The following is a 4,423-nucleotide window of genomic DNA, read 5'->3' as shown; positions in this document are numbered from 1 at the left end:
GCCGCGAACAGGGGAATCAGCAGCAGTAGTCCACCGAAGATCCCGGCGCGATACCAGCGGTCTGTCGCGAACGTGAGGGTGACGGTACCGCCGGTTCCGCCCGGCACGATCCAGCCCTGCTGCCAGCCGTCGACCACCACAGGTGTCAGTTCGCCGCCGTCCGGCGCGGTCGCGACCCAGCCGACGTTGGTGCTCTCGGGCACCACGACGATCCGTTCGGTGTCGGCGGCCGGTACCTGGAGTTCACGCAGGTCCTCGGTCCACACACCCCGGTCGAGTTCGACGGATGCGGGTACCGGCGGCGCCGCGCCGGGAACCGGCAGGTTCACGCTCGACACGACGAACGCGGTGCCAGGCGCGACGTCGATGTCCACGCGGCCCGCGGGCAGTGGGACGGTGTCGGTGCCGCACAGCGTCGCGGGAATCTCCGCACCTGCGGCCAGGGCTCCCACCGTGGTGGTCACCGACGTGGGGTACGTGCGGTCGCCGACCGTCACGATCGGACCGCTGTCGCAGCCGACGGCCACCGTCCGGCCTGCGACCGGATCCTGCGGTCCGACGACTGTTGTTCCGGAACTGAGGACGGTGACCTCGGCGAGACCGGGCGGTGTGAGCTTCGCGAACCCGAGGATCGTCTGGTCGAGGACGTCGGGCCAGTCGACGAGACTGACGACGATCCGGTCGGTGACGTGCGGGACCAGATCGACGCGGGCGGAACTGTCGGCGTCGAAGTCGATGTCGCGCACCTGCGGACCGTTACCGAGGTTGACGGCGATCCGGGTCGGCGCGACCGGCAGGGCACCGAGACTCGACGCCACATCCAGACCGGTCACGAGTTCGGCCGCGGGCAGTTCGAGGGTCACCGTCGGGCGCGGTTTACCCGGTTCGAGGGCGGATTCCGGTGCCGTCCAGGATGTGCGCGGATCTCCGTCGGTGACGGCGAACGCGGATCCGGACAGGTCGACGACGTCGGCGGCACCGCTCGCGGTAATCCGATCCGGTTGCGCGGCGATCGCTTCCGCGGCCGGACCGGGCCGCATCCGTACCCGCACCTGCGGCGTGATCTCGGTGTCCGCCGGCACCGACAGGGTGCGGGTGAACGTGTTCGGTTCCTCCGCGGAGGTCGCCAGACCTCGGGCGCAGCGCACCCGATCGGGGGTGTCGACGCAACTTCCGCGCCCCGGGAACTCCTGGCTCAGTTGCCAGCCGAGCACCTCGGCGCCGTCCGGGACCGGGGGCAGCACGATGCGACGGCGAATGTCGATGCGGTGCGGGTCTGCACGATCGGTGAAGTCGTCCACCGCGACCTCGGTGAGACCGAACTGGCTGCCTGTTGTGCCGTCGTCGGTGTGGGTGGCGGTGATCCGGATCCACGTGGTGGTGCCCAGCGGCAACGCGACCGTCTGTTCCCGGCCGGGCTTCTCGACCCGGACGGCGGTGGTGCCGCGGTCGGTGGCGACCTCCAACCATTTGACGGCTGCGCCGAGCGCCCCGGGACTCGTCGTCAGGTGCAGCATGCCGGCCTCGATCGGGGTGTCGAGATCGAGTTGCATCCACTGTCCGACGGCGGATTCGAGTCCGTTGCTGTGCCAGCCGGTGGTGGGATCGCCGTCGACGACCGCGGCGGGTCCGCTGCCCGGTGAGGTGCCGCCCAGTTGGGTGGCGTCCGACGCTGCGCTGGACACCCCGATGTGCGCGCCCTCCCATTCGGCACGGACGAGGTCCGTGTCCGCGACCGGATAGTCCGGCACCAGGTTGTGGGTGCGGCGCGGGTCGTCCGCGGCCCGGATCGCCGACGAATGGTAGTCGACCTGACCGAAATCGGTTTCCCGATCGGTGGGGGTGTCGGTGACGGTGACCGCGTCGACGGGCAGGCCCGCGCGGTGGGCGTCCGTGGCGAGCAGTACCGGACCGGGCAACGACGGTTCACCCGCGGCGAGTTGCAGCAGCGATTCGGGTCCGCCCTGCACGCGCGGAACGGAAGCGGCGTCGACCACGTACGGGCCGGCGGGTGCGGCCTGCGGTGCATCGACGCGGTAGATCTCGATTGCCGGGTAGCGCGGTCGCAGATCGGCGTCCGCGACGAAGTCCGCGTCGAGGCCGCGGTAGATCTCGGGCCCGAACTCGGCGACCCGGACGAGTCCGGGGGAACCGTCGACGGCCTGGTGCACCAGGGCGCTGCGCGCCGCGGGGGAGGTGTCCGGATCCAGATCGTTGCGCACGACCACGTAGCCGATGCCCTGGCCGTGCAGCGTCGCAGCGAGCCCGTCGGAGGGCCTGCCGTCGGCGATGAGCCGCTGCACCGAGTCGAGGGCGCGGATCGCACCGGGCGGCACCAGCGGCACCGCGTCGCGCGATACCCACGGGGATTCGGCGAGAGCCTGGATCGGTTCGTCGCGGGTCAAGCCCCAGACCTGACTGCCGAAGGGGGCGCCCGGCACGATCAGGGCGCGTTCGCCGCGGTCGGTGGTGTGTTCACCGAGCCACGCCGCGGTCTCATGCCAATATTCGGGAACCTCGTCGTAGGCGCCTCGCGGTGCGAGCTTGCCGGTCCACGCCAGGGACGTCGCCAGGGCCGCGGCGACCACGACGAGGGTGGTGAACGCGACCATCCGGTCCCGTTCCGGATGCGCGAAGGCGCTGCGGGCCCGCGACCACGGCACGGAGCCCGGCATCGGCACGCGCCGCAGCAGATGCGCGAGGCCGAGCACCAGCGGCAGCCGGACCAGGGGCTCTAGTTTGTGCACGTTGCGCAGCGCGGCACCCCCGGAGTCCAGGAACATCCGCACCTGGTCGGCGAACGGCGAGCCGAGTTCGCCGACGTAACCGGCGGCGAGCCCGGCGACACCGACGAACAGGATCGCGGTCAGCCGGCCACGCGCGGGCATCGACCGCATCGCGAGCCCGGCCATGCCTGCGGCCGCCAGCAGACCCGTCACGAGCACGGCCGCGGGCTGGGTCACCAGCACCGCACCGGCGATGCGTTCGGGGGAGACGAAGGGAGTCCAACTGTCGGTGCCGCGCAGGATCTCCGCCAGTGACGTCCACTCGGTGGTGACACCGGACGATTCGATGAAATCGAGGAAGGGCGGACTGACGCGGCCGAGCAACAACAGCGGCACCATCCACCACAGCACCGCGACGACACAGCACGGAATCCACCGGATCGTGAAGTGCCACCACGCCCGGTTCGGCCGGTGCGCGAGCCACCACACGCCGGCGACGAGGCAGGCGGCTGCGGTCGCGACCGCGTTGATCGCACCCATCAGGGCGACCGCGGCCGCGGATTGCGCGCCCAAGTGCAGGGCGGAGCGACCGGAATCGCCGCGCGCGTACCGGACCACGGGAATCAGCACCCACGGCGCCAGCATCATCGGCAGGGTTTCCGACGAGATCGACCCGAGGGTCGTCAGGACGCGCGGGGACAGCACGAACACCACTGCGGCGAGAATCCGGGAACTGCGGCTGCCGATACCCAGTGCCTCGGCGAGCCGTACGACTCCCCAGAACCCGGCGATCAGCAGCAGCGCCCACCAGATTCGCTGGGTGATCCACGCGGGCACGTGCAGAATCTGCCCGGCAGCGAAGAACGTGCCGTGCGGAAAGAAGTAGCCGTAGGCCTGGTTCTGGACCTGCCCGAGCGGGGCGATGCTGCTCCACTGATGCGCGGCACGGGCCAGGAACCCCACCGGGTTCTGCGTCAGGTCGTATTTGGTGTCGGCGACGACAAGGCCGGGGGCCTGCGCGAATGCCAAGACGAACGCCACCGCGGCGGCCGTGAACAACCACCGGCGCGACAGTGCGTCGTCGGACGGGAGGGGTTCGGCGGGCGGCCCCGCATCGTGCGGGGCCGGCCCACCGGAGGAAGCGCGTGAACTCGCAGCGTTGCCGGCGCCGTCAGCGGCTGCCGTACTCAACCTGGTTCAGGAGGGACGAATCGGCGTTTCCGCTGCGGTCGATGTCCGGGCGGCTGTTGTCCTGCACCGCGGCGGTCACGCCGAACACTGCTGCAGCGCCGAGGACGACGCCGATCGCAGCGCTACCCAGGCCGGGTCCAAGGAACTTCGCCATGCCCATCTCCCCATCGTCAACGTCGGCGCGGGAAGTCCCCGCGGCCGTATCGCACCGCGTCAAGGTATCACCCGAGTCACGGGAAGCGTCGCGCGCTATCGGCCGAGCACACCGAGCAGTGTTCGCAGTTTCGCGGTCGTCTCGTCGAGTTCGGCGTCGGGCTCGGACGCGGCGACGATCCCGCCCCCGGCCCACGCGAGCGCGCGCAATCTGTCGGAGCTGATTTCCGCGCAGCGGATCGCGACCACCCAGTCGCCGTCACCTGCGGCGTCGCACCAGCCGACAGCGCCGCCGTAGAAGCGGCGGTCGCCCTCGACGGACCGGATGACGGCGAGCGCCGCCTCGGTGGGGG

At 70.9% G+C, this 4,423-nt stretch carries 3 protein-coding genes; all 3 read right to left on the bottom strand.

What is annotated here, in order from left to right; genetic code table 11:
• Positions 1 to 3,917, bottom strand: a 3,917-nt coding sequence (locus WAX14_RS06775; RefSeq protein WP_422627327.1) for an alpha-(1->3)-arabinofuranosyltransferase domain-containing protein, incomplete at its 3' end; no start/stop codon positions are given.
• Positions 3,898 to 4,071 (bottom strand): DUF2613 domain-containing protein, encoded by a 174-nt coding sequence (locus tag WAX14_RS06770; RefSeq protein ID WP_422627326.1) that lies wholly within the window; start codon positions 4,069 to 4,071, stop codon positions 3,898 to 3,900. The genes WAX14_RS06770 and WAX14_RS06775, both read right to left, overlap by 20 nt.
• Before the next feature lie 95 nt (positions 4,072 to 4,166).
• A partial coding sequence (locus WAX14_RS06765) for a chorismate-binding protein (protein ID WP_422627325.1) occupies positions 4,167 to 4,423 on the bottom strand: 257 nt, incomplete at its 5' end.

Origin of the sequence: Rhodococcus sp. (in: high G+C Gram-positive bacteria) (assembly GCF_049299235.1) — a bacterium.
GTDB lineage: Bacteria > Actinomycetota > Actinomycetes > Mycobacteriales > Mycobacteriaceae > Rhodococcus.
This window is presented reverse-complemented; position numbering and strand designations above follow the sequence as displayed.

Excerpts from the sequence above, each read along its gene's own strand:
- WAX14_RS06770 (WP_422627326.1), bottom strand. The coding sequence starts at position 4,071 with ATGGCGAAGTTCCTTGGACCCGGCCTGGGTAGCGCTGCGATCGGCGTC.